Source organism: Rhodopseudomonas palustris, from assembly GCF_003226555.1.
GTDB lineage: Bacteria > Pseudomonadota > Alphaproteobacteria > Rhizobiales > Xanthobacteraceae > Rhodopseudomonas > Rhodopseudomonas palustris_I.
The window spans coordinates 199,129-224,279 of the sequence record NZ_QKQS01000016.1 but is presented as its reverse complement, the minus strand read 5'-3'; the positions used below and the strand labels follow the sequence as shown (position 1 = coordinate 224,279).

The 25,151-nt window shown below is 65.3% G+C and carries 24 protein-coding genes and 1 pseudogene; 18 read left to right on the top strand and 7 right to left on the bottom strand.

What is annotated here, in order from left to right; genetic code table 11:
• The first annotated feature begins 44 nt into the window (after positions 1 to 44).
• The 3 genes from DNX69_RS12135 (at position 45) to DNX69_RS12125 (ending at position 2,215) form a co-directional block, all read left to right on the top strand.
• The gene (locus tag DNX69_RS12135; protein WP_110786239.1) at positions 45 to 437 is read left to right on the top strand and encodes a BA14K family protein; all 393 of its coding nucleotides are present in this window, start codon (positions 45 to 47) and stop codon (positions 435 to 437) included.
• A gap of 195 nt (positions 438 to 632) precedes the next feature.
• Positions 633 to 1,262, top strand: coding sequence for a peroxiredoxin (locus tag DNX69_RS12130; protein WP_110786238.1), 630 nt, complete (start codon positions 633 to 635; stop codon positions 1,260 to 1,262).
• 185 nt (positions 1,263 to 1,447) lie between these two features.
• A complete protein-coding gene (locus DNX69_RS12125; RefSeq protein WP_110786237.1) occupies positions 1,448 to 2,215 on the top strand; it encodes a DsbA family protein in 768 nt (255 codons plus the stop codon).
• Between the two features lie 88 nt (positions 2,216 to 2,303).
• Here DNX69_RS12125 and DNX69_RS12120 read toward each other — a convergent pair whose 3' ends face one another.
• From DNX69_RS12120 to DNX69_RS12110, 3 genes are all read right to left on the bottom strand, one after another.
• A complete protein-coding gene (locus DNX69_RS12120; RefSeq protein WP_110786236.1) occupies positions 2,304 to 2,987 on the bottom strand; it encodes a TetR/AcrR family transcriptional regulator C-terminal domain-containing protein in 684 nt (227 codons plus the stop codon).
• A complete protein-coding gene (locus tag DNX69_RS12115) occupies positions 2,984 to 3,937 on the bottom strand; it encodes a cation diffusion facilitator family transporter (protein WP_110786298.1) in 954 nt (317 codons plus the stop codon). The genes DNX69_RS12120 and DNX69_RS12115 overlap by 4 nt, the downstream gene beginning before the upstream one ends.
• Positions 3,938 to 4,281: 344 nt before the next feature.
• Positions 4,282 to 4,494 (bottom strand): hypothetical protein, encoded by a 213-nt coding sequence (locus DNX69_RS12110; protein ID WP_110786235.1) that lies wholly within the window; start codon positions 4,492 to 4,494, stop codon positions 4,282 to 4,284.
• A 436-nt stretch (positions 4,495 to 4,930) separates the two neighbouring features.
• Between DNX69_RS12110 and DNX69_RS12105 the strand changes: the two are divergent.
• The 10 genes and pseudogenes from DNX69_RS12105 to aat all read left to right on the top strand — a co-directional run.
• Positions 4,931 to 5,221: pseudogene (locus DNX69_RS12105) on the top strand (DUF1236 domain-containing protein); the annotation flags it as partial.
• Positions 5,222 to 5,506: 285 nt separating this feature from the next.
• Positions 5,507 to 5,962 carry a type II 3-dehydroquinate dehydratase gene (aroQ, locus tag DNX69_RS12100; RefSeq protein WP_110786297.1) on the top strand — a complete coding sequence of 152 codons (456 nt, stop codon included), beginning with the start codon at positions 5,507 to 5,509 and terminating at the stop codon, positions 5,960 to 5,962.
• Positions 5,963 to 6,000: 38 nt separating this feature from the next.
• On the top strand, positions 6,001 to 6,498 hold the full coding sequence (gene accB / locus DNX69_RS12095) for an acetyl-CoA carboxylase biotin carboxyl carrier protein (protein WP_110786233.1): 498 nt from the start codon (positions 6,001 to 6,003) through the stop codon (positions 6,496 to 6,498).
• A gap of 115 nt (positions 6,499 to 6,613) precedes the next feature.
• Entirely contained in the window at positions 6,614 to 7,966 is a 1,353-nt protein-coding gene (gene accC / locus DNX69_RS12090; RefSeq protein WP_110786232.1) for an acetyl-CoA carboxylase biotin carboxylase subunit, read from the top strand.
• A 179-nt stretch (positions 7,967 to 8,145) separates the two neighbouring features.
• Positions 8,146 to 9,678, top strand: coding sequence for a sensor histidine kinase (locus DNX69_RS12085; RefSeq protein ID WP_110786231.1), 1,533 nt, complete (start codon positions 8,146 to 8,148; stop codon positions 9,676 to 9,678).
• The gene (locus tag DNX69_RS12080; protein WP_110786230.1) at positions 9,675 to 10,118 is read left to right on the top strand and encodes a response regulator; all 444 of its coding nucleotides are present in this window, start codon (positions 9,675 to 9,677) and stop codon (positions 10,116 to 10,118) included. The genes DNX69_RS12085 and DNX69_RS12080 overlap by 4 nt, the downstream gene beginning before the upstream one ends.
• The gene (locus DNX69_RS12075) at positions 10,115 to 11,194 is read left to right on the top strand and encodes a histidine kinase dimerization/phosphoacceptor domain -containing protein (protein ID WP_110786229.1); all 1,080 of its coding nucleotides are present in this window, start codon (positions 10,115 to 10,117) and stop codon (positions 11,192 to 11,194) included. Before DNX69_RS12080 ends, DNX69_RS12075 begins: the two co-directional genes overlap by 4 nt.
• Positions 11,195 to 11,316: 122 nt before the next feature.
• Positions 11,317 to 11,988, top strand: a complete 672-nt coding sequence (locus tag DNX69_RS12070) for a spermidine synthase (protein ID WP_110786228.1) — start codon at positions 11,317 to 11,319, stop codon at positions 11,986 to 11,988.
• Positions 11,989 to 12,232: 244 nt separating this feature from the next.
• The gene (locus DNX69_RS12065) at positions 12,233 to 13,450 is read left to right on the top strand and encodes a citrate transporter (RefSeq protein ID WP_110786227.1); all 1,218 of its coding nucleotides are present in this window, start codon (positions 12,233 to 12,235) and stop codon (positions 13,448 to 13,450) included.
• 57 nt (positions 13,451 to 13,507) lie between these two features.
• Complete coding sequence (aat, locus tag DNX69_RS12060) at positions 13,508 to 14,185, top strand: leucyl/phenylalanyl-tRNA--protein transferase (RefSeq protein WP_110786226.1); 678 nt, start codon at positions 13,508 to 13,510, stop codon at positions 14,183 to 14,185.
• A gap of 13 nt (positions 14,186 to 14,198) precedes the next feature.
• On the opposite strand, the gene DNX69_RS12055 is transcribed toward aat, so the two are convergent.
• Positions 14,199 to 15,122, bottom strand: coding sequence for a DUF2155 domain-containing protein (locus DNX69_RS12055; RefSeq protein WP_110786225.1), 924 nt, complete (start codon positions 15,120 to 15,122; stop codon positions 14,199 to 14,201).
• 244 nt (positions 15,123 to 15,366) lie between these two features.
• On the opposite strand from DNX69_RS12055, the gene DNX69_RS12050 reads away from it, so the two are divergent.
• Positions 15,367 to 16,311: an alpha/beta hydrolase gene (locus tag DNX69_RS12050; RefSeq protein ID WP_110786224.1), complete on the top strand. Its 945-nt coding sequence runs from the start codon at positions 15,367 to 15,369 to the stop codon at positions 16,309 to 16,311.
• A gap of 106 nt (positions 16,312 to 16,417) precedes the next feature.
• Positions 16,418 to 17,752: an agarase gene (locus DNX69_RS12045; RefSeq protein ID WP_234826945.1), complete on the top strand. Its 1,335-nt coding sequence runs from the start codon at positions 16,418 to 16,420 to the stop codon at positions 17,750 to 17,752.
• A 23-nt stretch (positions 17,753 to 17,775) separates the two neighbouring features.
• Here DNX69_RS12045 and DNX69_RS12040 read toward each other — a convergent pair whose 3' ends face one another.
• A complete protein-coding gene (locus DNX69_RS12040; RefSeq protein WP_110786222.1) occupies positions 17,776 to 18,714 on the bottom strand; it encodes a GlxA family transcriptional regulator in 939 nt (312 codons plus the stop codon).
• Positions 18,715 to 18,839: 125 nt separating this feature from the next.
• On the opposite strand from DNX69_RS12040, the gene DNX69_RS12035 reads away from it, so the two are divergent.
• Complete coding sequence (locus tag DNX69_RS12035) at positions 18,840 to 19,544, top strand: DJ-1/PfpI family protein (RefSeq protein WP_110786221.1); 705 nt, start codon at positions 18,840 to 18,842, stop codon at positions 19,542 to 19,544.
• Positions 19,545 to 19,568: 24 nt separating this feature from the next.
• Here DNX69_RS12035 and DNX69_RS12030 read toward each other — a convergent pair whose 3' ends face one another.
• Positions 19,569 to 19,979 (bottom strand): NADH:ubiquinone oxidoreductase subunit NDUFA12, encoded by a 411-nt coding sequence (locus DNX69_RS12030; protein ID WP_110786220.1) that lies wholly within the window; start codon positions 19,977 to 19,979, stop codon positions 19,569 to 19,571.
• A gap of 422 nt (positions 19,980 to 20,401) precedes the next feature.
• On the opposite strand from DNX69_RS12030, the gene DNX69_RS12025 reads away from it, so the two are divergent.
• Together DNX69_RS12025 and DNX69_RS12020 are read left to right on the top strand one after the other, a co-directional pair.
• A complete protein-coding gene (locus DNX69_RS12025) occupies positions 20,402 to 20,845 on the top strand; it encodes a BA14K family protein (RefSeq protein WP_425327306.1) in 444 nt (147 codons plus the stop codon).
• Positions 20,846 to 21,083: 238 nt separating this feature from the next.
• Positions 21,084 to 23,315 (top strand): lytic transglycosylase domain-containing protein, encoded by a 2,232-nt coding sequence (locus tag DNX69_RS12020; RefSeq protein WP_110786219.1) that lies wholly within the window; start codon positions 21,084 to 21,086, stop codon positions 23,313 to 23,315.
• A gap of 261 nt (positions 23,316 to 23,576) precedes the next feature.
• Here DNX69_RS12020 and DNX69_RS12015 read toward each other — a convergent pair whose 3' ends face one another.
• A complete protein-coding gene (locus DNX69_RS12015; RefSeq protein WP_110786218.1) occupies positions 23,577 to 25,025 on the bottom strand; it encodes a porin in 1,449 nt (482 codons plus the stop codon).
• Positions 25,026 to 25,151 lie beyond the last annotated feature (126 nt).

The following is a 25,151-nucleotide window of genomic DNA, read 5'->3' as shown; positions in this document are numbered from 1 at the left end:
CGACAGCAGACGAAATCACTGCATCAACATCGGGAGAGACATCCATGAGCAACTCGACACGGCCCTCGGGCAACAAGCCCCGAAAATTCGTCACGCGTGCGCTGGCGAGCGTTGCACTGCTGACGATGTACGGTTTGGGGATGATCGCCACCACCGGCGCAGCGATGACGCTGGCATCGACGCCAGCCCAAGCCCAGCGCGGCCGCGGTCGTGGATGGGGGGGACGTGGCCGAGGCCGCGGGCGCGGCTGGGGCGGCCCCGGCCCGGGCGCTGCGATCGGTATCGGCATCGGTGCTGCGATCGTCGGCGGCGCGATCGCGGCCAGCCAGGCCGAAGCGGCACGCCAGCAGGACTACTGCGCCCGCCGCTTCCGCTCGTACAATCCGGCGACCGGGACCTACATCGCCAAGGGCGGACGCGAGGTGCCCTGTCCGTAGCCGTATCGAGATACGTCTCGTTCGGGCGGTGCATGGAAATCATGCACCGCCCGAACTTTTTTGCGGATGCTTTTGCGACGAGTTCCTTGATCCTGCAGTGCGGAATCTCCATCTAGAAGGCCTCTACACTTCCGCGCGTGCGACCTTGTTTCGACGCGCAATCAGCATTCAGCAAACCTACAGGAGACCGTACCGATGTCCCTTCATATCGGCGATATTGCCCCCGATTTCACCGCCGACACCACCAAGGGTAAGATTTCGTTCCACGATTTCATCGGCGACTCCTGGGTCTTCTTCTTCAGCCATCCGGCCGACTTCACCCCGGTCTGCACCACCGAGATGGGCAAGACCGCCAAGCTCGCCCAGCCGTTCGCCTCGCGGAACGTCAAACCGATCGGCCTGTCGACCGACACCGTCGACGAACACCTGAAATGGATCGGCGACGTCAACGACACCCAGCAGACCGATCTGCAATTTCCGATCATCGCCGATCCGGACCTGAAGGTCGCCAAGCTGTACGACATGATCCATCCCAACCAGAGCGATACCGCCGCGGTGCGTTCGGTGTTCATCATCGACCCGAACAAGAAGATCCGTCTGACCATGACCTACCCGATGAATGTCGGGCGGAACTTCGACGAGATCCTGCGCGTGATCGACGCGCTGCAGTTCGCCGACAAGCACACCGTCGCAGCACCGGCAGATTGGCGGCCGGGCGACAAGGTCATCATCCCGCTGTCGCTGAAGGGCGAAGCCGCCACCAAGGCGTTCCCGCAGGGCTGGGAAGAACCCCGCCCCTATCTGCGCCTGACCACCATCAAGTAACGCGCCATTCGACCTGCACGACGCCGGCGTTCGGCCATCCCGAGCGCCGGCGTGGTTGCGTCGCTCCAGCGCCGACTCGGCCTCACGCGTTCACAAAAACCGCGTATTTGCCGACGAAAAGCGCTATGAAGCATTCGAATCCACGCTTCTTTTCCACGACCTGACCCGCCGAAGGGATCCCGCTCATGCCGTCGTTCCGCCCGCTCGCCACAGCCTTGCTCGCGCTCGCCATCGTCGGCGCGCCGGCCATCGCCTCGGCGCAGAAGTTCTCCGACGAGCAGCGCAGCCAGATCGAGACGATCATCAAGGAATATCTGGTGTCCCATCCCGAGGTCCTGGAAGAAGCTTCGGAGGAGCTCGGCAAACGGCAGGCGGCGGCACAGGCCGAGAAGCATCAGTCCGCGATCACCGAGAACGCCGCGACGATCTTCGACTCGCCGCGCGGTGTGACGCTGGGCAACAAGAACGGCGACGTCACCATGGTCGAGTTCTTCGATTACAATTGCGGCTACTGCAAGCGCGCCATGGCCGACATGATCGAGCTGATGAAGGACGACCCCAAACTGAAAGTCGTTCTGAAGGAATTCCCGGTGCTCGGCCCGCCGTCGGTCGAAGCCGCGCAGGTGGCGATCGCGGTTCGGATGCAGGACCCGAGCGGCAAGAAGTATCTCGACTTTCACCAGAAGCTTCTCGGCGGCCGCGGTCAGGCCGACAAAGCGCGCGCGCTGGCGGCAGCGAAGGATGCCGGCCTCGACGTTGCGAAGATCGAGAAGGACATGAACAGTCCGGAAGTGCGCACCACGATCGAGGAGAGCTTCAAGCTCGCCGAAGCGATGGGGATGAACGGAACGCCGAGCTACGTGATCGGCAAGCAGGTGGTGGTCGGTGCGGTCGGCCTCGACACGCTGCGCCAGAAGATCAACACCGCACGTTGCGGGAAGGATAAGTGCTGAGCGCGATCGGAAAGCCTGATTTCAGATCCCGGTCGCAGCGTGGTGCCGAGACCGACGATCTGGCGCCGGAGCAACGACGGCGAAGCTTTCAGTCGGGCGAGCGGCGCGGCTGGCCGCACAATCCTCGGATAAAGAGCTCGTTGGCGATCTCGAAGACGGCTTCGGTCTCGAGAGCCAGATACGAGGGAGCCAGTTTCCTCAACACCGGAAACTCGGCAGACGGCAGCGCCTCGATCTCCGCAACCTCGGAGGCGCGAGCCGGCCGTACCAGCCCGCTGATTTCCGCCGCGCACAGGCCGATCACGCACGCGTACCAGGCGAGACACACCGCGGGAGCCTCCTGGTCAGGTACGCCGGCATCAGCAAGGGCACGGTGGACCATTTCGATATGGGGAAAGTCGGCAACCCCGGTGTTGAGAAACCTCTGCAGCAGCGGAAACGTGTTGGGATATCGGAGCGTCAGCGCGCGATGATCGCGCGCATGGGCGCGTAGCCGATCCTGCCAAGGCTGGTCGCTGCCGACGGGCGGCAGCTTCGCCACCAGGGCGTCGGCCATCGCGCGATACATGCCGTCCTTGTTCTTGAAGTGATAGAGGATGGTCATCGGATCGCAGCCGATTCTGTCGCCGAGCTTGCGCACGCTGAAGGCGGCCTCCCCCACCTCTTCCATCAGCCTCACCGCGCTGTCGACGATCTCGCGCTTGGCGAGCCCGCGCCGGCCGGAACTCGCGCGGGCCCTTGTGTTCAGCTTTGCATCAGCGGTCGAACTCATTCGGCCCATTCAGGATCACCCGTGAACACGACGGTCAGCCATCGGTTCGGTCCGTCGTCGCCGACGAGATCTCCGATCTCGTCACGCAACGCGTCCCATTCGCCGATGGTTCGCGCAGGGGCGTCGGCCGGAACGATGAAGTAGAGCTCGATCTCTTTCGATCGTCCGACACGCGCGACGTAGGCGCGATAGGACAGGAAGCCATGCTTCGCAACGAAAGCCGCCGCCACCGTGTCGAGGTGCTTCTTCAGATCGATCGGCGTGACCAGGAAGACGTCGGCAAGCGCCTGTCGCACGGTCGAGATCGGCAGCGGAATGATCAAGATGCAAACCGCCGCCAGGACCGCCGGATCGATATAGGGCGAAATCCACTGCCACGACGTTCCCTGCACGGCCAAGCCGATCATGAAGGCGATCAGCAGCGCGGCACTGATCCCGGCCGACATGATCCAGCCGCGCACGTCGAGCCTGACGAACTCGGATCCGATCTTCTTGTTGGCGTGCCATTCGACGGCGGCGATGCCCGCGCAGGCGATCACCGTCACCGCCGCGTAAACCAGCGCCCAACCGAATTCCAGGTCGCGCCCACCACTCAACAGGCTGCCGATGGCCGTGACCAAGGCGTAGACTGCCGCACTGATCAGCAAAGTGCCGTTCAGCCCGAGCACCATCGGTTCGAGATGCCAGAGGCCGAACGAGAACCGTTCCCTGAGCTTTCGCGACAGATGATCCGCCACCGCGTAGGACGTGATCAGGTTGACCACGATCAGCGACAGCAGGCTCATCCCCGCATCGATCAGGGAATACACGCCGTCGAAAGCGATCGCGAACGATCCCGAAAACAGCCCGAACCCGATGCCGAGAAAAGAGATCACGAAGGTCACGGCGATCGAGGTTCTCAACACGCCGCGTTCGTCTGACAGATCGAAAATAGATAGCAGTCCGCTCATGGTTCGCTCGCAGTCGGAGCCTCGCGTCGCGCGTCGGCTCCCGGACACGCGCATCAGCGTGCTCCGCAGACTGAACAAAACGGCAGTCTAGGCCGAAGAGCCTGATTGAGATCACGAAGCAGGTCGCGATGTCACCGTGTGAACCTCTCGCAACGTTGTCGAGGCTCACGGGCGACTATTTCTACACTGTAGAAATAGACGGAGCAACCATACGATGTCACCCACGCGGCCCCGGCGACAGCGATCGTCCCACGCTGGTTCGAACACAACGAAGGCAGATCCAGATTCGGGATGATCGAGCACGATCCCGCACGCTTCTCATTCGGGCACGAGTTGCCAGAGGGCTAGGATGGAAACTCGGTCTCGGCGACGTCGACGCGATCGGCGTGTAGAGACCATTCTGGCAGCCGTTCCTGTTCGCAGAAACGACGCTTGGCGAGTTCGACGGCATCGTGGCTGGTCTCGGCATCGACCTCGATCAGCCTCTGGCAGACCTCCTCGTGACGACCGTTCTCGCCGAGGATGCCCTTCATAAATCGCACGATGTAGCGAGACATGACACCTCCGGTTTGCAACTACTAACGGAGCGAGAGACGCCTGAATGCGCAAAGCCGATGGGTTCAGGCTGAAGCGGCGCGCGAGATCGATCGAGCCTTCGGCATCGCGACCGCGCCGCAGTCGCCGCAGAGCCTCACACGCTCGATCAGCTTAGTCCGATTGTGACGGTTGGACAAAACAAAACTCCCGGACTCGACGATGGAACCCAGTACGCGGGGAACAGTGGCGCAGACCTGCCGTCGAGGCATGGGCAGGCAACCTGGACAGCACCATGAACCATCCACGATCGACCGCAGCGCCGGCAACGACCGCGACCGTGATCGCGACATGCAACGCGGCGCCGACAGCCGTCGGGATGGTGACCGGGACATGCAGCGCGGAGCCGACAATGATCGCAACCGCAACACCCAGCGTGGTGCCGACAACGATCGCGAACGGTCCGCGACCACCACGGGACAGGCCGGCGCCCGCGCCAAGTTGTCCGGCGAGCAGCGCAGCAAGATCACCACGGCGATCAAGAACCAGCGCGTCGAGCCGCAGATCAACATCAACTTCTCGATTTCGGTCGGCACGCGTGTCCCCCGCGACGTCCGTTTCGATCCGCTTCCGGCCGAGATCAACACCATCTATCCGGACTGGCGGGGCTACGAATTCTTCCGGGTGCGCGACGAGATCGTGGTGGTCGACCCGCGCACGCTGGAGATCGTCGCGGTCCTCGATATCTGATCGCTGGCCGGAATCCGGTTCTCTGCAAGGGGGGCGGCGCGACCGCCCCTTGCTTCATCCAGGCCACAGCGCGCCGATTGCGAACGATTCCCTGTGGTTGACGATCCACACTCGTCCAAAGCATCAGGCAATTCATCCATGCCTCAAGCCTGTTCAGGCTTCCCCTCAGCGCCGAGGTTACCTATAACGCCCGCAATCAGGTGAATTTCGCCGGATTCCGACAGGCTGCGCGGTGAATTGCGCCGCTCGGCTGGATCAGATTCGCAAATATTGCCGGAATTTTCGATGCCTCAGACGATTTACGTGCTGAACGGCCCGAACTTGAATCTGCTCGGGACCCGTGAGCCGGAAATCTACGGTCGCGCCACGCTGGCCGATGTCGAGAAACTGTGCGCCGAAACCGCTGCCGGCTTCGGTCTGGCTGCCGTTTGCCGTCAATCGAACCACGAAGGCGAGCTGATCGACTGGATTCACCAGGCGCGCAGCGAGAAGGTGGCTGGCATCGTGATCAACGCCGGTGGCTACACCCACACCTCGATCGCCCTGCACGACGCGCTCGTCGGCGTGCAGATCCCGACGGTGGAAGTCCATGTTTCCAACGTATTTGCGCGTGAGGACTTCCGTCACCACTCCTTCCTTGCGAAGGCTGCCTTCGCCAGCCTGTGCGGCTTCGGCATCGACGGCTATCGCCTGGCCATCACCGGCCTCGCCGCCAAACTCGGCGCCAGCGCCACGGCCTGACCCCAACCGTTCACTCAAGACATCTGGATCGACATATCATGGCCCGCCAGCCTGCAGAGAAAACCGCCGCCGAGCCGACTACCGCCCCGGCGACCGACGACAGCAGCCTGATCCGCGAACTCGCGGTGCTGCTGGACGAGACCAATCTGACCGAGATCGAGATCGAACGCGCCGGCTTGCGGGTTCGTGTAGCGCGCAACGTCAGCATCGCTGCGGCGGTGCCGGCCTATGCGGCTGCGCCGGGCGCGAAGGCGGCCTCGGCGGGAGCGGCCGACGCGGGGTCAATCGACCCGGCCAAGCATCCCGGTGCGGTGACCTCGCCGATGGTGGGAACGGTGTATTGGGCGCCCGAACCCGGCGCCAAACCGTTCATCGACGTCGGCAGCCGAGTTTCGGTCGGCGAAACCCTATTCATCGTTGAAGCGATGAAGACCATGAACCAGATCCCATCGCCGCGGGCTGGCATCGTCACCCAGATTCTCGTCGAAGACGGCCAGCCGGTCGAGTTCGGCGAGCCGCTGGTCGTGATCGAGTAAGAAGCGAATGGCGTGCAGCGAATAGCGAGTGAAACACGCCGCTTAGCTGCATCTCCTTTGATCCTCCATTCGCTATTTGCCCTTCGCCCTTTGGCCTCACAGCGCGGTTAAGCCGATGTTCGATAAAATCCTGATAGCCAATCGCGGCGAGATCGCTCTGCGCGTGTTGCGCGCGTGCAAGGAGCTCGGCATCGCCACCGTGGCGGTGCACTCCACCGCTGATGCCGACGCGATGCACGTCCGTCTCGCCGACGAGAGCGTGTGCATCGGCCCGCCGCAGTCCAAGGACAGCTACCTCAACGTCCCGGCGCTGCTCGCCGCCTGCGAAATCACCGGCGCCGACGCGGTCCACCCAGGCTACGGCTTTCTGTCTGAGAATGCCCGGTTCGCCGAGATCCTCTCCGACCACAATTTGCATTTCATCGGCCCCAAGGCCGAGCACATCCGGCTGATGGGCGACAAGATCGAGGCCAAGAAGACCGCCAAGCGCCTCGGCATTCCGGTGGTGCCCGGCTCGGACGGCGCCGTCGGCGCCGACGACGACGCCATGGCGATCGGCAAGTCGATCGGCTTCCCGGTGCTAGTGAAGGCTGCAGCCGGCGGCGGCGGGCGCGGCATGAAGGTCGCGCACACCGCCGAGGATCTGGCGATGGCGATTTCCACCGCCGGCAACGAAGCCAAGGCCGCGTTCGGCGACTCCTCGGTCTATCTCGAAAAGTACCTACAGAAGCCGCGCCATATCGAAATCCAGGTGCTCGGCGACGGCCGCGGCGGTGCGATCCATCTCGGCGAGCGCGACTGCTCGCTGCAGCGCCGGCATCAGAAGGTGTGGGAGGAAAGCCCCTCCCCGGTGATCAGCCCCGAGGCGCGCGCCCGGATCGGCGGCATCTGCGCCAAGGCAATGCAGGAGATGCAATATCTCGGCGTCGGCACCATCGAATTCCTGTACGAGGACGGCGAGTTCTATTTCATCGAAATGAACACCCGCATCCAGGTCGAACATCCGGTGACCGAGATGATCACCGGCATCGATCTGGTGCTGGAGCAGATCCGGATCGCTGCCGGCGGCGATCTGCCGGTCAGACAGGACGAGATCACACTCAACGGCCACGCCATCGAGTGCCGCGTCAACGCCGAGAATCCGGTGACCTTCCGGCCATCGCCCGGCAAGATCTCGCGTTACCATCCGCCCGGCGGCCTCGGCATTCGGATCGATTCGGCAGTCTACCAGGGCTACACTATTCCGCCCTATTACGACTCGCTGGTCGGCAAGCTGATCGTCCATGGCAAGACCCGTGGCGAATGCCTGATGCGGCTGCGCCGTGCGCTCGACGAGATGGTGGTCGACGGCATCGAGACCACGCTGCCGCTGTTCCGCGCGCTGGTCCGGGAGCCGTCGATCATCGACGGCGACTACCATATCCACTGGCTGGAGCAGTATCTGGCTTCCGGCGTCACTGACGGCTAGGATCGCATCCTACTGACAAGGTGGCCTTTTCCGGCATTATCGGCAGACCGAGCATAAGCTCTAAAAGTTCGGAGACTAGGGAACCATTCCGCTACGTCGGCGTTAGATTGCGTTCAGAGTCTGGTTGGGGCGTGTCTGGGGGATGGTTTGCTTGATGTTGTTCGTGCCGGGGGCGTGCGTTGACGCCTGAATCCGCGCGCAAGCGTTCGCTTGTCCAGATCTCCCTGCTGTCGTTGTCGTTCGCGGTCCTGGTCGCGGTCAGCCTCGCCTCGGTGTACTGGCTGCAGAAGGCGCGCGAGGATAACGCCTGGGTGGCGCACACCCTCGAGGTGCAGAACCAGATTGCGATGGTTCAGTTGCAGCTGCGCCGGGCCGAAAGCGCCGAGCGCGGCTATGTGCTCACCGGCCAGGACGATTTGATCCGCCAATTCAACGAGGTTGCGGCGGACGTGATGCCGCGACTTAATCAATTGCGCGGCTTCGTCGCCGACAACGAGGTGCAGCGTCCGCTGATCGAGCAGGCGATCGTTTCCGCCGAGGCCCGGCTCGACCGGTTCCGCGACGTCATTGCGCTCGCCAAAGAGAATCGGGCCGAAGAAGCCAGGAAGCTTTTGCGCGACGTCGATAGCCGGCGCGCGATGAACGATCTTACCGATGCGCTGGCGAAGATGCGCACCGAGGAAAACCGGCTGTTCGCCGAACGGACCTCCGCCGCCGATCGCAGTCAGGCGCTGGCGACCATCATCACCACCACCGGCTCAGGCCTGGTGCTTATGCTGGCCGGCCTGTCGATCTTCCTTGTCCGCCGTTCGGCGCGGGCTCGCGACGAGGCCGAGTCCCGGCTGCGTGAGAACAACCTCAACCTCGAATCCACTGTGCAGGAGCGGACCACCGACCTACGCGAGGCCAACGAGGAGATCCAGCGCTTCGCCTACATCGTCAGCCACGATCTGCGCTCGCCGCTGGTCAACATCATGGGGTTCACCAGCGAGCTGGAGGAGCTGCGCACCGACATCTTCCGCCGGATCGCGACCCTGAGCCGCGAAGTCGCCGGCAAGCAGAGCGCAGCTAATGCCGACAGTGACGGCGAACCGGAACTCGAACCCGCCGACCAACAGCTCTCGGACGATTTCACCGAGGCGCTCGGCTTTATCAAATCCTCGATCGGCAAGATGGACCGGCTGATCAGCGCCATCCTGAATCTGACCCGCGAAGGCCGGCGCCAGTTTCAGCCGGTGCGGATCGACACTCGCGAATTGATCGAGAACATCGCCTCGACGGTCGCCCATCAGGCCGCCGAAGCCAATGCCGAGATCCGGATCGAGCCGCTCCCCGAGATCGTCAGCGATCGCCTCGCGCTTGAACAGATCTTCTCAAATCTTATCGACAATGCCCTGAAATATTTGAAGAATGGCGTTCCGGGCGACATCGTGGTCCGGGGCCGGCAGAAGCTCGGCTTCGTGATCTTCGAGGTTGCCGACAATGGCCGGGGGATCGATCCGAAGGACCACCAGAGAATCTTTGATCTTTTCCGCCGCGCCGGTACACAGGATCGGCCAGGACAAGGCATCGGGCTCGCTCACGTGCGGGCGCTGGTTCGGCGCCTGGGCGGCACGATGTCGGTGTCTTCCGCGCTCGGAGAGGGCTCGACTTTCACCATCACGCTGCCGGCCAAATGGGCGGCGAACAAGAACCAGGAACAGCGCGCATGAGTAACCCTGTCACCATCATCATGATCGAGGACGACGAGGGGCATGCCCGCCTGATCGAGCGGAACATCCGTCGTTCCGGCGTCAACAACGAGATCATCCCGTTCACCTCCGGGACAGCCGCGCTGAATTATCTGTTCGGCAGCGACGGCACCGGCGTGGAGCACCAGCATCGTGCCCTGCTGGTTCTGCTCGACCTCAACCTGCCCGACGCCAGCGGCATCGATATCCTGCGGCGGATCAAAGAGAACGATCACCTCAAGACCACCCCGGTGGTGGTGCTGACCACCACCGACGATGCCCATGAGATCAAGCGCTGCTACGAGCTGGGCTGCAACGTCTACATCACCAAGCCGGTGAACTACGAGAGCTTCGCCAACGCGATCCGCCAACTCGGTCTGTTCTTCTCGGTCATCCAGGTTCCGCAACCCGACGCTCCATGACAGACGCCAAGCCGACCCTGCTCTATATCGACGACGACGAGGCGCTCGGCCGGCTTGTGTCGCGCGGCCTGCAGCGACAGGGATTTTGCGTCGAGCACGTGCTCAGTGGCGAAGCCGGTCTGGAACGGCTGCGGCAGGGCGGCATCGATGTGATCGCGCTCGACCAGTACATGCCCGGTCTCGACGGGCTGGAGACGCTCGAGCAGATCCAGGGCATCCCGGACCCGCCCCCGGTGGTGTTCGTCACCGCCTCCCAGGATTCCAAAATCGCCGTCACCGCGTTGAAAGCCGGTGCCGACGATTATCTCGTCAAGGACGCCCAGGGCGAATTCGTGCCGCTGCTGCAGGTCGCGGCCGATCAGGCGCTGAAGCAGGCCATGGTACGTAAGGCCCGCGACGACGCCGAAGCCGAAGTCCGCGCCTCACGCGACCGCTACGCCGCACTGGCCGCCGAGCGCGAAATGCTGCTGCGCGAGGTCAACCACCGCGTCGGCAATTCGTTGCAGATCATCGCCTCGCTGCTGCACCTGCAGGCGTCCTCCAGCAAGCAGGAAGAGGTCAAAGCCGCACTGACGAATGCGATGGGCCGCGTCGCCGCGGTGGCGCAAGTGCATCGCCGGCTCTACACCTCGCACGATCTGAACAGCGTGATGCTCAACCAGTATCTCGAGGCGCTGCTGGAAGACCTGCGACGCTCGGCCGAAGGTAACCGGATGTCGCGGCTGACGCTGTCCGCCCAGCCGGTCGAAACCGACCCGGACCAGGCGGTGGCGATCGGAATCATCGTCAACGAACTGGTGATGAACGCCGTCAAATACGCCTATCCGGAGGGCAAGGGCCCGATCCATGTCGAGCTGAAGGCCGACGGCGACAACCTCGAGCTGGCGATCTCCGACGATGGAGTCGGCCTCAACGTCAAGGTCAACCCGCAGTCGACCGGCATGGGCCAGCGTATCGTCAGCGCGATGGCCGCCAAGCTGGAAGCCGGCGTTGAACGCGACCCCAATCACCCGGGAACGCGGATCGTGCTGCGGTTTCGCCGCGCCACCCCGCCGGCAGCGCGGACCGCCCCCTGAATCAGCGGCATGCGGGTGACAGCGGCGCGCCTGCGCCGTAGATGAGCTCCAAACTTTTCGGCCAAGCGCTCCCCCTTGGCGGGCGTCTCATTTCCCATTTCCGCGACTGAAAGGCGATTGCCGTGCTTCCCTGGACCCAATTGGCCACCGCGCAGATCCCCGGTGGCGGTGAATTGCGGCTGATGCGACGCGGCCAGGAATTCTCGATCCGGCTCGATGCCAACGAGCTCATGAACAGCCGGCTCGGCGGCTCGGAGGAAGCACTGGCCACTCTGGCCTGTCAGAAGCTCGCCGGCCGGCCCAAACCGCGCGTGTTGATCGGCGGACTCGGCATGGGGTTTACGCTGCGCGCCGCGCTGAAGGTCTTCGATGAGGCTGCGATCATCGAAATCGCCGAACTGGTGCCGGAGGTGATCGACTGGGGGCGCGGCGCGATGGCCGAACTGTTCGGCGGCAGCCTCGGCGATCCTCGCGTCAGCATCCTGCCGCGCGACGTCGGCGAACTGATCCGGACCGGCAGGGAACGCTACGACGCCATTCTGCTCGACGTCGACAACGGTCCCGAAGGACTGTCCCGCCCCGCCAATGACCAGCTCTACGATAGCCGTGGCCTCGCGGACGCGCACGCAGCCTTGCGTGGCGGCGGCGTGCTGGCCGTATGGTCGTCAGGGCCGGATGACGCCTTCACCAAACGGCTGCGGCGTAGCGATTTCGTCGTCAACGAAGTCCCGGTCCGCGCTGTCGGCAAGCGCACCGGGTCACGGCATTGGATCTGGCTCGCCGTCAAAAGCTGATCGCCGCGCGCGCTACCGCAAGGATTTCGGTGCGATAGCCGGTGCCTTAAGACCATTGCTGCCTTGCCATTTTGTCGCACGTCGGGCAGCTTCCGCCGCACCGCTGACCGTTGCCGGTTCGGCGGATCCGATCTCGGGAAGATACGCCTTTGAACCTTCAGGCTCTCAGCGGCGGCGTGTTGCCGTCGGCATATCATTGGCGCGTCGATGCGCTGCAGCCCGCCCTGCCCGGCACGAGGCTGTCGTGACCCCGGTTCTGGTGTTCGGCATTCCGCTCGATTTCATCCTGTTCGCCGCCACCCTCGTCGGTGTGGCGATCTTCCATCGTCATACCCTGCTGATCGCTCTGACCGGGCTGGCCACCGTCGTCAGCTACAAACTGCTGTTCGCCGGCTTCAAGACAGGCACCGGGCTGACCGGACTGACGCTGCACATGCAACACGAATGGGTGACGCTGGCGAACCTGTTCCTGCTGCTGATGGGATTTGCGCTGCTGTCGGCGCATTTCGAAAAGAGCGGCATTCCCGACGAAATGCCGGCGCTGCTGCCCGACGACTGGAAGGGCCCGGTGGTGCTGCTCGGCCTGGTGTTCGTGCTGTCGAGCTTCCTGGACAACATCGCCGCCGCGCTGATCGGCGGCATGGTGGCGCGGCACGTTTTCCGCGGCCGGGTGCACATCGGCTATCTGGCCGCGATTGTCGCCGCCTCCAACGCCGGCGGGTCGGGCAGCGTGGTCGGCGACACCACCACGACGATGATGTGGATCGACGGCGTCAGCCCTCTGGAAGTGCTCGACGCCTACGTCGCGGCCGCGATCGCGCTGGCGCTGTTCGCGGTGCCGGCGTCGATCCAGCAGCAGCGGTTCTCGCCGATCGAGAAGAACGCGCCGCGCGGCCTGAAGATCGAATGGGTCCGGGTCGGTATCGTCGCTGCGATCCTGATTGCGGCGCTGGCTGCCAATGTCACCGCCAACATGAAATTCCCGACGGTACTCGACCATGCGCCGGTGCTCGGCCTGACGGTCTGGGCAGTGCTCCTTCTGACGGCGCCGCTGCGCCGCCCGGATTGGGAGCTGATGCCCGCGACCTTCAAGGGCACGATCTTCCTGCTGGCGCTGGTGACCACCGCCTCGATGATGCCGGTCGAAGAGCTGCCGGCGGCGAGCTGGCAGACCGCGCTCGGCCTCGGCTTCGTGTCGGCCGGATTCGACAACATTCCGCTTACCGCGCTGGCGTTGAAGCAAGGCGGCTACGATTGGGGCTTTCTCGCCTACGCCGTCGGCTTCGGCGGCTCGATGATGTGGTTCGGCTCCTCGGCCGGAGTGGCGATCACCAACATGTTCCCCGAGGGCAAGTCGGTGGTGCTGTGGCTGCGCCACGGCTGGCACGTCGGCATCGCGTATTTCATCGCGTTCTTCGCGATGCTGGCGTTGCTCGGCTGGTATCCCGACCTGCCGCACTAAGCCAGGCGCCCGCTCCCGCAGGGTCGCGCGTCGCCGCCGTCGTGCTATGGTTTCGGCATGGCTTCACGCGACTCCGCCGCTTCCGAGATCACCCCCGACGTGCTGCTGCGCGCCTATGCCTGCGGCATCTTTCCGATGGCCGAGAGCGTCGACGATCCGTCGCTGTTCTGGGTCGAGCCCGACATGCGCGGCATCATCCCGCTCGGCGGCTTTCGGGTGACCTCGCGCCTCGCCCGCACGGTGCGCTCCGATGCCTTCACGGTCACGGTCGATCGCGACTTCAAAGCGGTGATCGACGGCTGCGCCGCGCCGCAGCCCGGGCGTGACGATACCTGGATCAACCGCCGGATTCGCGAGCTGTACATCGGCCTGCACGAGATCGGCCACTGCCACAGCGTCGAGGTCTGGCAGGACGGCGATCTCGTCGGTGGCCTTTATGGCGTCAGTCTGGGGCGCGCATTCTTCGGTGAGAGCATGTTCCACCGTGCCCGCGATGCCTCCAAGGTCGCACTGGTGCATCTCGTCGCCCGTCTCCTGGCCGGCGGCTACATCCTGCTCGACACCCAGTTCGTGACGGATCATCTGAAGAGCTTCGGCGCGATCGAAGTGCCGCGGCTGCGCTACCGCAACCTGCTCGACGATGCGCTCGACGGCGAAGCCTCGTTCGCCGCACTGCCGACCGACCGCCCGGTCGCCGGCGCCGAGGCGCTGGCGATCATCGCGTCGCGCAGCTGAGGACCACGATCAGTTACTGCTGGAAACCCGGCAGCGGCGGCGGGCGTTGCGGGCGCGGCTGGGACTGCTGCTGCGAGCGGCGGCGCGGCTGGGGCTGGGCGGCCGGCTTCGGCGGCTCAGGCTGCGCGCTGGCGACGTTCGGCTTCTCCGGATCCTTACAATCGGTCAGCCAGATGTCGTAGATCGGGTGCTCGACCGCGTGCAGGCCGGGGCTCGCCGCGAACATCCAGCCCGAGAAGATCCGCTTCACCTCGCCCTGCAGCGTGATCTCGTCGACCTCGACGAAGGCGTCGGTGTTGGTGGCCTCGGTCGCCGGCCTGGTGTAGCAGGCGTCGGTCTTCACCCGCAGCGCGCCGAACTGCACCGTCTCGCCGATATCGGCATCGAAATTGATGGTGCGGCCGGTGATCTTGTCGAGGCCGGTGAAGCTGGCCTTCTTGTTGACGATCTTCTGCGCCGGCGGCTCGGTGACGATCTCGTCGCCCGGCTGCAGCGTCGCCGGGGCCGGTGGCGGATTGGTCTGCGGCGTACCGCGCGGCTGGCGCTGCCCCGGCGGCAGGCCGGGCAATGGATTGGCGCCGGCAGGTGCGTTGGCGACGCCGGTATTCGGCTGGCCGGGCGCAGCGGCTGGCGGTGCGGTCTGCGGGATGATCGTCGTGCCGGGCGGCGGCGGGAGCGGCTGCGATTGCACCGGCCCTGGCATCGCCGAACCCTGGATCGCCCGGTTCGGGGCCGGCAGCACCCGCCCCTGGGGCGGCAGATCCGGCACCTCTTCCTCGTCGTCGTCGGCCGGCGCACCGCGCGGTACCATGCCCGGCGGCCGCGGCGGCGGATCCGAGAAGATGTTGCCGATCTGCGCCTGCGCCGGGGGCGCAAACGCGATCAACGGGGCGACGATCAACGCCGCAAGACCGACTAGGCTCAGGCTTCGGGACATTCCGCGCGGCTTCAATCGACGAATCAGGCTTGCGACATTCTACAGCTTCGGGCCGCTCGCATTGGCCTCTCGGTTAACACGGGGAATACGGCGGGGAAAGGGCCGGTCAGCGGCGAGCCTGAAGCACCCGCTGCTGCTGGCTATTGCGAGGAACTCCTGAGATATTGGTTTCAGGCTCCGCGGGTCCGCCCTCGGCGCCGCAACAAATAGCCCCGGCTCGAACCGGGAAGCCCGAGGAAGCCCCATGCCCGCCAAGCTCGATCCCGATGCCGCTGCCGTCTATCAGGCGTTCCAGGACGCCGGCCGCCCCTCCTATGAGACACTGAGCGCGAGCGAAGCGCGCGCCTACTACTCGGCGGCGCGGCTGGTCAGCAATCCGGAGCCGCCGGAGCTGGCATCGATCCAATCGATCGCCATCCCGGGACCGGTCGGCGACATCCCGGCCCGGCTGTATACGCCGAAGACGCTGCGGCAGGACGGCGGTCTGGCGCCGGCGCTGGTGTTCCTTCACGGCGGCGGCTGGGTGATCGGCGATCTCGATACCCACGACGTGGTGTGCCGTGGGATCGCCAATGACGGCGAGCTGTTGGTGATCTCGGTCGACTACCGGCTGGCGCCGGAACACAAATTTCCAGCGGCGGTCGATGACGCGATCGCGGCGACGCGGTGGATCGCTGACCATGCCAAGACGCTCGGCATCGATCCGGAGCAGCTCAGCGTCGGCGGCGACAGCGCCGGCGGCAACCTCGCCGCAGTCGTTGCGCTTCACGCCCGCGATCACGGCGGACCGCTGCTCGCCGGCCAGGTGCTAATCTATCCAGCCACCGATTTTTCGATGCAGCATCCGTCGCACAGCGAACCGGAGACCAGCGTGCTGCTGACGCATTCGGTGATCCGCTGGTTTCGTGATCACTATCTGAATGGAGCGAACGACGCCGACGACTGGCGCGCCTCCCCGGCCCGCGCCGAAACGCTCGCCGGCCTGCCGCCCGCCTTCGTCATCACCGCCGGTGCCGACCCGCTGCGCGACGAAGGCGACGAATACGCCCGCCGCCTCGCCGATGCGGGCGTACCGGTCGAGCATCGGACCTTTCCGGGCCAGTTCCACGGCTTTTTCACCATGGGCAAGCTGCTGCCGCAGGCCAACACCCTCGTGCGCCAGATCGGCGACTGGCTGAAGGCGCTTTAGCCGCAGCACGGCATTGACCGGCGTCAACGAGACGCTGGTCCCGCCGTCCGAGGATTTGCCCGGTCACAGGGAGCAGCGGCGCGCGGGCGCCGATCGTCGCGACGGAATGTCTGAACTTGAACGCACACGCTGGGGCGGCCTCGCCGATGGCAAGGCCACCGCAACCGGCTTCTTCCGTGTCGAAGAGATCGACGGTCGATGGTGGTTTATCGATCCCGACGGCGGACGGTTTCTCTCCAAGGGCGTGGTCTCGGTGCAGTTCGACCACGACAACATTCAGGGCACCGACCGCCGCCCCTATCGCGAAGCCTGCACGCGCAAATACGGCAGCCGCGCCGCGTGGCGTCACGCCGCGGCGGACCGCCTCGCCTCCTGGGGCTTCAACACGCTCGGTGCGTGGTCGGAGCCCGAAATCGCGCGCGCCGGCGCGGTCCCCCTCGCCTCCGCCGCCGGCGTCGTCTACATCGCCGCCGCCTATGGCGAGACGCGCGGCGGCTGGCCGCTGTGCGATATTTTCGATCCGGAGTTCGAACAGTTCGCGCGCGCGCATGCGCGTGAGGTCTGCTCGCCGCAGCGCGATGATCCGCATGTGCTCGGCTGGTTCACCGACAACGAATTGCCTTGGGGACCGGACTGGCGCGGTGAAAACGAGCTGCTCCCGTCGATCCTTCGCGCGATGGATGCGCCGTTCTCGCGGCGCGCCGCGCTGGCGCTGCTGAAGAGCCGCTACGACAGCGTCGAACAGTTCAACGCGGCGTGGCAATGCGCGCTGACGGCGTGGGACGATCTCGCCGCCGCGCCGCTCAAGCCACCGCCGTTCAGACGCAACTTCTTCACCAACGACCGGGCGCAGGAGCATGATCCGGCCGCGCGCGGTTACTTCGCCGATTGCGACGCCTTCGCCGGGCTGCTGGCCGAACGCTATCTGTCGGTCAGCGCCGCCGCGATCCGCGCCGCCGCTCCCGATCATCTGGTGCTGGGTGGACGCTTCGCTTACGTGCCGCCCGGTGACGTGATCGCGGCGGCCGGGCACTTCTGCGACGTGATCAGCATCAACTGCTATGATCCGTTGCCGGACGCGGTGATCGAAGGCTATGCCTCGACCGGACGGCCGTGCCTGATCAGCGAATATTCGTTCCGCGGCGACGATGCCGGGCTGCCGAACACCCACGGCGCCGGCCCGCGGATGCCAACGCAGCACGAACGGGCCGCCGGCTTCACCCGCTACACCACGGCGGCACTGCGCCACCCGACACTGATTGGCTATCACTGGTTCGTTCATGCCGATCAGCCGGTGCAAGGCCGATGGGACGGCGAAGATTCCAACTACGGCGTCGTCACCATCGACGACGAGATCTATCCCGAGCTGACGCAGGCGATGGCGACGCTGAACGCCGACGCCGAGCGCATCCATGCGGAAGCGGTTGCCGTGCAGGCCTGACGGAACGATGGCAGCGGCGACCGTCAGGCCGCCTTGGCGGCGCGGCGCAGCGCTTGCGGCGGATGGCCGAAGGCGCGGATGAAGGCACGGCGCATCCGCTCCGGATCGCCGAAGCCGGTCGCCTGCGCGACCAGCTCGATCGCTTCGCCGGACGCCTGCACCCGGCTGCGCGCCACCTCGAGCCGCAGCCGCTCCACCGCTTTCGATGGTGTCGTCCCGGTCTCGGCCGAGAACGCACGGGCGAAATGCCGCGTACTCATTCCCGCTTGCTCGGCCAATTGTTCGACGGTCAGCGGCGTATCGAGATGCTCGCGAACCCACGACAACAGCGCGGCAAAACGGCCGGACGGATCCTGCAGCTCGACCAGCGATGAAAACTGTGACTGCCCGCCGGCGCGGCGCTGGGCAACGACCAACTGCCGCGCCACATCGCGTGCGATCGCATCGGAATCATCTTCGGCGATGATCGCCAAAGCCAGATCGATCCCGGCGCTGATCCCGGCCGACGTCCAGACCTCGCCGTCGCGCACGAAGATCCGGTCGGGCTCCAGCCGAACTTGCGGATAGCGCAGACGAAAATCGCGGCTGCGGCCCCAGTGGGTGGTGGCGCGCTTGCCATCGAGCAGCCCGGCTTCGGCCAGCATATACGCACCGGAGCAAACGCTGGCGATGCGACAACCGCGCTTCGCGGCAGTCCGCAGAAAGGCTTGCGTTCGCGGACATTGCGCCGCCGCGCGAACACCTTCACCGCCGGCAACGATCAGCGTCCGCATCGACCGATCGTAGCGAAGGACGCGCGCCAACAGCTCAGCGCCGGACGAACTGCGCACCGGCCCCGCCTGCGCTGCCATCACCCTGATCGCAGGCGGCAGCTTTGCGTAACGCGCGGCGATCTCGAAAGCTGCGATCGGACCTGCGGCGTCGAGCAGTTGAAAGTCGGGATAGATCAGCACCCCGATCATCGCTGGGCTCTCCTTGAATTCGTCCGAAAACGAGGGAAATATGCCATTTCGGACAACAGCCGATCATGCCAGGCTGATCTCGTCAAGCGCAGCGCGCCCAAGGCTCCCGCGACAAGGAGATCGCCATGACCACCACGACCATCGGACTGCTACTGTTTCCGAAGCTCACCCAGCTCGATCTCACCGGACCGCTGCAGGTGTTCTCGCGGTTGCCGAACGCGAAAGTGTACCTCGTCGCCAAGACGATGGCGCCTGTCACCAGCGACACCGCGCTGATGCTGCCGCCGACGATCGATTTTGCCGGCTGTCCGCAGCTGGATGTGATCTGCGTGCCCGGCGGCTCGGGCACTGACGATCTGGTCAACGACGAGGACACCCTCGGCTTCCTGCGCCGCCAGGCCGAGCACGCACGCTATCTCACCTCGGTGTGCACCGGCGCCCTGGTGCTCGGCGCGGCGGGCCTGCTGCGCGGCTACCGAGCCACGACGCACTGGTCGGCGATCGAGGATCTTGCGGCCTTCGGTGCAATTCCCGACCGGTCGCGGGTCTGTATCGACCGCAACCGCATCAGCGGCGGCGGCGTGACCGCGGGGATCGACTTTGCGCTGACGCTGGCGGAGCTGCTCTCCGACCGCAGCACCGCCGAGGCGATCCAGTTGATGCTGGAATACAACCCGGCGCCACCGTTCAACGCGGGCTCGCCGGACACCGCCCCGGAAGAGGTCGTCACGATGCTGAAGCAGCGCATGCAGGGCGCGCGCGAAACCCGCGTCAATGCGATCCGCCGGGCGGCCGATCGATTGGCGCGAAATGCGGGGCCGGCGGTCTGATCGGACCGCCTCCTCCGCGACGACTCAGGCGCCCGGAGTCCAGGGCTGATAATCGCCGGTCGCCTTCGGCCGGCGCCCGGTCGACAGGGTCGATCCGCTCGGCCGATGCGCCAGCGGCGTACCGGTGAGATTCGGATGATGCGGCTTCATCCACTCACGCGGCGTGTAGCTTTCCTCGGTCGGCGGCAGATCGACCACATTGTGCAGCCATCCATGCCACTCCGGCGGCACACGGCTCGCCTCGGCGTAGCCATTGTACAGAACCCAGCGCCGCTCGAAGCCGAGGCTGGGGTCGATCTTGCCGCCTTTGGTGCGGAAGTAGCGGTTGCCCTGGTCATCGGTACCGACCAGTTCGCCGAACCGCCACGTCCAAAGCTGGGTGCCGAACGTAAAGCCGTTCCACCAGGTAAAAATCCGCAGCAAAAACAGTTTCATCTGGTGCATCCTCGGCGGCGTCAACGGTTTCCCTGATGCCACTGGCGGGCCCGCTTGTCCAGCCGTTGCGAACGCCTGCGAACAAGCGCCGGCACCGGTTCCGCAAAATCACCGCATTCTGTTCAGTCTCTATACAGCGGAATGGGACCAGCTTTCGCCAACGCGCGACGGAATCGGAACGACGGCGGTCCAGCCGGGTTGAGACCGCGAACGGTGTTCCAAGCCAGTCCCCGTCGATGGAGCCAATGATGTTGAATTTGAAAACCTTGAGTGCCGTGGCCGCGCTGGCCATCGCCCTGCCCCTCGCCACCGCGCCGAGCTTCGCCCAAGGCCCGGCCGTTGCCGGCCGCGGCGGCGGCGGTGGCGGAGGCCCTGCGGGTGGCGGTGGCCCCGCGGTTGGCGGTGGAGGCGGCGGCCCGGCCATGGGTATGGGCCGTGGCGGCGGTGGCGGCCCGGTTTTCGGCGGAGGTGGAATCAGCCGTGGCGGTTTAGCCGGCGCAGCGATCGCCCGCGGTGCGCCCGTCGGGCCGCGCGTGGCCGGTGGCGGCGGCGGTTGGCGCGGCGGTGGATGGCATGGCGGTGGCGGATGGCATGGTGGCGGCCGTCCTTGGCACGGCGGAGGTTGGCATGGCCGTCACTGGCGCGGTGGAGGGTTCTGGCCCGGCTACGCGGTCGGTGGCGTTTGGGGAGCCCCCTACGGTTATTACGGCAACTCGTATTACTATGGCGACTACGACGAGCCGACCGTGACGGTTGTTCCCGACGACGACGGTGCGGACGCCTATTGCCGGCGGCGCTTCAAATCCTACGATCCAGCGTCCGGGACCTATCTCGGCTACGACGGCAAGCGGCACCCCTGCCCATAAGGCTGGATCTGGCTGGTTTCAGGAGCGGCGCCCTCATCGGCGCCGCTTTCGTTCGGCACATTGGAAACCTGCGGCGATCGGACTCACCCAGCGTTGATCGTTTCGCCGTGCTTTTGCCCCCAAATCGCTGCAAGTGAAGCGCGGTCACGCGCGCGCCTGTTGCTTTCGGCGCGCCTTAACTTCTGTCGGCGATGCTGCCAGAATCGCCGAATCGCTCCCACAGGGAGGCCGCAGCGCTTTGCATCGATCATCACCATCACGACGCTCGCCGCCTCTCAGTGCGGCGCTGAAGGCATCGACCGCGATGCTGGCACTCTGCCTCGGCTGCGCAGGACTGATCGAGGCTGCGAACGCGGCCTCGAAGGTGCCGCTGCCGAAGCCGCGGCCGGCGGTGCGCAGCGCGCCGAAGGCTGCTGCACAGACGCTGCCGCTTCCAGATCCTCGCCCCTCCACCAAGCTCGCCGTCACCAGCCCCGCCGCAGCGGTCGAGCCGATGCGTCAGCGACCGCCCGCGGCGGCGCTGCACAAGCCGGCGAAGCGTTCGGCGCTCGCAGCGACCGCATCGACCTCCGCAGCGGATGCGGGCGCGCTGGAGAACGTGATCGAGCTGGTGCGCAAGCGACAGCCGGGCGACGCCACCGAGGTCGCCAACACCATCGCCGACCCGGTGGCGCGCAAGCTCGCCGAGTGGGTGATCCTGCGTAGCGAGAACAACGGCGCCAGCGTCGAACGATACGCGGCCTTCATTCGAGCCAATCCGAGCTGGCCGTCGCAGAGCTTCCTCCGCCGCCGCGCCGAAGCGGCGCTGTGGGACGACCGGCGCTACGACGCGACTGTGCTGTCGTTCTTCGAGGATGAACGACCTTCGACCGGCAAGGGCAAGTTGGCGCTGGCGCGCGCGGTGCTGGCGCGCGGCGACCGTCGCACGGCCGAGCAATTGGTGACCGATGCCTGGCGCAACGACACGATGTCCGAGGCGACCGAAACCACCGCGATGGAGCTGTTCGGGCCGCTGATCACGCCGAGCGACCAGAAAGCGCGGATGGACTCGTTCCTTTACGGCAACGATCTCGGTCCGGCGCTGCGCGCCGCCAAACGCCTGGGAAGCGCGCAGCTCGCACTCGCTCGGGCGCGCATCGCGGTCGACAAGAAGGCGTCGAACGCCAAATCCTTACTTGCCGCCGTCCCCGCCGAATTGCATCGCGACCCAGGCTATCTGTTCAGCAAGATCCAGCTGCTTCGACGCGACGACAAGATCGCCGAAGCCGGCCGCCTGATGCTGACGGTGCCGCGCGATCCGAACCGGCTGCACAATGTGGACGAATGGTGGATCGAGCGCCGGCTTGTCGCACGCAAGCTGATCGACATCGGTGATTATCGCCTCGCCTATCTGGTGGCGCGTGACGCAGCGACGCCGACCCGCGGCGTCTACAAGACCGAGCAGGAATTCACCGCAGGCTGGATCGCACTCCGTTTCCTGAGCGATCCGAGGACCGCTGCGCAGCATTTCGCCCGTCTCGGCCGCGACACCACCAATCCAACCGCCCTGGCACGCGCCGGCTATTGGCAGGGCCGCGCTGCGGAGGCCGCCGGCAACATTCAAGAGGCGCGCAACGCCTATTCGGCATCGGCCGCGCACTCCACCAGTTACTATGGCCAGTTGTCACGCGCGAAGCTCGGTCTGCCGCAGCTCGACCTCAACGGTCCGCCGTCGGGCCATGGCCGCAATGTCGACCGGCTAGAAGTCGTGAAAGCAGTGAACCTGCTGTACGCGATCGACGAAGGCGACATGGCGATCCCGATCTTCGCCGATGTCGGCGAGAACGGCGACGTCGATGCCTTGATAGGTCTCAGCGAAGCGGCGGCACGCCACAACGACGCACGCGCCATGCTGCTGGTCGGCAAGGCCGCGCTCAATCGCGGTCTGCCGTTCGATCATTATGCCTATCCGGTGATCGGCATTCCGCAGTTCAGGTCGGTGGGCCCGGAGGTCGAGCGCGCGATCGTCTACGCCATCGCGCGCCAGGAAAGCGGCTTCAATCCGTCGGTGGTCTCACCGGCCAAAGCCTACGGGCTGATGCAGGTAACGCCCGACGCCGGCAAATACGTCTGCCGCCGTCACGGCTGCACCTTCGATATCCAACGCCTGAAATCCGACTCGGTCTACAACGCGGCACTCGGCGCCGCCGAGCTCGGCGGCCTGATCGACGACTATCGCGGCTCTTACATCATGACCTTCGCCGGCTACAACGCCGGGCGCGGCAGCGTGCGCAAGTGGGTCGCGCGCTACGGCGACCCGCGCGATCCGAAGGTCGATGCGGTCGACTGGGTCGAGCTGATCCCGTTCTCGGAGACCCGCAACTACGTGCAGCGAATCATGGAAAATCTGCAGGTGTACCGGGCCCGATTCGGCGGCGGTCAGCGGCTGCAGATCGAAGCCGACCTCCGCCGCGGCGCCGGCGCGGAATAGCGCCACGACCTTCTCGGCCGATTCCCATCCGGCACTTTTCGCGTAGAGCCGCGCGATCGAATCGTCGTGCCCTTGGGGCAATGTCCCGATCGATCCCTTGCCTGCCTGCTCGCCTCGCCTTCCAGCCGCCTCAGCACCGAAATCAATCGTTTGATTCCGCTGCGTTCAGGCTGCCAGCCGTTGCACAGGAGAAAACCCCAACGAAAAACCCCGGCGGTTGCCCGCCGGGGTTCATCAGATAATCGCCTTGAGCAGCGAGGATCAGAAGTTGCGCTGAACGCGGAGGTTGCCGCTCCAGACGCCCTGGTCCTTGAACTCGTAGTTCGCGGCCGGCTTGGTGCCCGCAGCGGTGAGCGGCAGGACGCCCGACGAGGCCTGATCGAGATAGGTGTACATCACTTCGCCCGACAGGGTCAGACCCTTGACCGGGGTCCAGCGGGTGACGGTACCGATCTGAGAGATCGCGAAGTCCGGGTTGCAGGTGAAGCCGGCGACATTGGCGCCCAGACCGCTGCAGATCAGAGCAGTCGCGGTGCCGTTGTAGTCGAGCTTGGTGTACGACCCGAACAGCGAGGTCGACCAGTAGGGGTTCCAGTTGTGGTTGAATGCACCACGGACGCCCCAGGCGCCGGTCTTCTCGATGCCGGTGCCGGTCAGGTTGTTCGCGCCGGCGAACACGCCGTCAGCCGCAACGCCGAACGCGACGCTCTGATAGGTGCCCGGAACCGAGTTGGAGCCGTAGATCGCGAACGAGTTCGGGCTGACGCCGCCCAGCACGTAACGGGTCGCGCCGTTCGAATAGGTGGCGGTCAAGTTGATGCTGTCGCCGGGGCCGGTCGGCAGGTTCTTGAGCGAGATGGCGCCCTGAACCGCATAGCCCCAGGTGTCGCTCGGATGACCGGAGGTCTCGTTCGCGGTGTTGTAGTAGCTGGCGCGAACCTGATGCGCCGCAGCCGACACCTGGAACAGACCCCAGGCCTGGTCGACGCGGACCTTGCCGACGATATCCGGAACGTCGACGCCGGCGTAGGAGTTGACGCCGTAGGCCAGGAAGTTCGCACCGGTCGAGGTGTTGTACAGGCCCGACTGCAGATACGAAGACGGATCTTCCAGCGAGATCGAGGCCGACACGCCGTTGCCGAATTCAGCGGTGTACGACACCTGGTTGATGCCGGTGACGTCGTCGTAGCCGCCGATCAGGAACGAGGTGTTGTTGCCCGGATAACCGGTCCAGGGCGTGTCGAACTGCGACACCGCCTTACCGAAGGTAAAGCCTGCGAACTGCACGAACGCATAGTACACGCCGAGCGAACCACCGGCGACGCCGTCACCCGAGGTCCAGTTGAAGACCGCATCGAAGAAGGTCCGAACGACGCCGTATTCGGTCGCGGTGCGGGTATCGATGTTCAGGTCCTGGCGCGAACGGAAGATGAAGTTGTTCGCATTGCGGTTCATCTGGCCGGCATTGCCGTTCCAGGCCGGGGCGTTATAAGCGGTCGAGCCGTACAGCGTCGCGTCGGCGCGCAGATAGCCGCCGAGCTTGATGCAGGTATCGGTGCCCGGGATGTAGTAGAAGCCCGCGCCGTAGATCGAGCAGACCTTCACGTATTCGACCGCCTTGGCCTTCAACGGGAGATCGGCCGCCTGCGCGCCGCTGACGGCGAGAAGAGCCGCCGCTGAGCCGAGGAACAGGCCCTTAACGATGTTCATGTAAACCTCCAAGTTGCTCTGTCGGGAAGGTTCCGGTCCGCAAAGTGCAAGCACCCGCCGTGGTCCCTTAATCCCAGAAACCCGCCTAGCCGCTTCGCGCCTTTGGACACACCCGCTGAACGCGAG

Bases quoted from the DNA above. Each gene is read 5' to 3' on its own strand.
- DNX69_RS12135 (WP_110786239.1), top strand. From the start codon at position 45: ATGAGCAACTCGACACGGCCCTCGGGCAACAAGCCCCGAAAATTCGTC.
- DNX69_RS12130 (WP_110786238.1), top strand. From the start codon at position 633: ATGTCCCTTCATATCGGCGATATTGCCCCCGATTTCACCGCCGACACC.
- DNX69_RS12125 (WP_110786237.1), top strand. From the start codon at position 1,448: ATGCCGTCGTTCCGCCCGCTCGCCACAGCCTTGCTCGCGCTCGCCATC.
- DNX69_RS12120 (WP_110786236.1), bottom strand. From the start codon at position 2,987: ATGAGTTCGACCGCTGATGCAAAGCTGAACACAAGGGCCCGCGCGAGT.
- DNX69_RS12115 (WP_110786298.1), bottom strand. From the start codon at position 3,937: ATGAGCGGACTGCTATCTATTTTCGATCTGTCAGACGAACGCGGCGTG.
- DNX69_RS12110 (WP_110786235.1), bottom strand. From the start codon at position 4,494: ATGTCTCGCTACATCGTGCGATTTATGAAGGGCATCCTCGGCGAGAAC.
- aroQ (WP_110786297.1), top strand. From the start codon at position 5,507: ATGCCTCAGACGATTTACGTGCTGAACGGCCCGAACTTGAATCTGCTC.
- accB (WP_110786233.1), top strand. From the start codon at position 6,001: ATGGCCCGCCAGCCTGCAGAGAAAACCGCCGCCGAGCCGACTACCGCC.
- accC (WP_110786232.1), top strand. From the start codon at position 6,614: ATGTTCGATAAAATCCTGATAGCCAATCGCGGCGAGATCGCTCTGCGC.
- DNX69_RS12080 (WP_110786230.1), top strand. From the start codon at position 9,675: ATGAGTAACCCTGTCACCATCATCATGATCGAGGACGACGAGGGGCAT.
- DNX69_RS12075 (WP_110786229.1), top strand. From the start codon at position 10,115: ATGACAGACGCCAAGCCGACCCTGCTCTATATCGACGACGACGAGGCG.
- aat (WP_110786226.1), top strand. From the start codon at position 13,508: ATGGCTTCACGCGACTCCGCCGCTTCCGAGATCACCCCCGACGTGCTG.
- DNX69_RS12055 (WP_110786225.1), bottom strand. From the start codon at position 15,122: ATGTCCCGAAGCCTGAGCCTAGTCGGTCTTGCGGCGTTGATCGTCGCC.
- DNX69_RS12050 (WP_110786224.1), top strand. From the start codon at position 15,367: ATGCCCGCCAAGCTCGATCCCGATGCCGCTGCCGTCTATCAGGCGTTC.
- DNX69_RS12045 (WP_234826945.1), top strand. From the start codon at position 16,418: ATGTCTGAACTTGAACGCACACGCTGGGGCGGCCTCGCCGATGGCAAG.
- DNX69_RS12040 (WP_110786222.1), bottom strand. From the start codon at position 18,714: ATGATCGGGGTGCTGATCTATCCCGACTTTCAACTGCTCGACGCCGCA.
- DNX69_RS12035 (WP_110786221.1), top strand. From the start codon at position 18,840: ATGACCACCACGACCATCGGACTGCTACTGTTTCCGAAGCTCACCCAG.
- DNX69_RS12030 (WP_110786220.1), bottom strand. From the start codon at position 19,979: ATGAAACTGTTTTTGCTGCGGATTTTTACCTGGTGGAACGGCTTTACG.
- DNX69_RS12025 (WP_425327306.1), top strand. From the start codon at position 20,402: ATGGGTATGGGCCGTGGCGGCGGTGGCGGCCCGGTTTTCGGCGGAGGT.
- DNX69_RS12015 (WP_110786218.1), bottom strand. From the start codon at position 25,025: ATGAACATCGTTAAGGGCCTGTTCCTCGGCTCAGCGGCGGCTCTTCTC.